Genomic DNA, 584 nt, shown 5'->3' with positions numbered 1-584 from the left:
ACTGCCGCTTGTCAGTGCACCCTCGAAAAGTTGATCACAGAGAGCGCCAATACCAACGGAAAGTCTCTCAGCTTGACCACAATTGTGGGTTATTGGAACGTTGGCTTTCGTTTTTTTGCGCCCTTCCTGTCGTTGCTCCACGCCGCTAGTGGTGAACGCCTGACCATGGCGGATCTCAACGCCGAAACGATCAAGCGATTTATTCAGCACCTGAGAAACGAGCCCATCGAATACGGCTCGCAAAAGGGTCACTTTACCAAAACCAAATCTTTGCTTGTGGCATCTCATCGGTTCGGGTTCTGGCCGGAAGTAGATATGAAAACGGTTTGGCCTGCCAATCCGTTTCCGAATTCCAACAAACGACGTAAGGGCCAGAAGGCGCTCAGCAAAAATGAAAAGCGGTTTTTGATCAAAGCGCTGCGCACAGAGATGGAGCGGATTGTGGCACACTCTGAGCCGCTGAACAGTTACGATTTGACCGTTTGCGTGGTGTCCATCGCCCTGTCCACTGGAATGAATCCGGCACCCATCCTGGAACTCACCACGGACTGCGTGCAGCCTCACCCGCTCAAATCCAACCTGCG

Annotated in this window: 1 pseudogene; it reads left to right on the top strand. The window is 52.6% G+C overall.

Features of this window, described 5'->3' with window-relative positions:
* Positions 1 to 584, top strand: a pseudogene (locus R7P74_RS28000) (hypothetical protein); the annotation flags it as partial.

The organism is Vibrio sp. 2033 (assembly GCF_033339735.1).
Note: the sequence above shows the minus strand (reverse complement) of the source record. Positions and strands in the feature narration are given on the sequence as shown.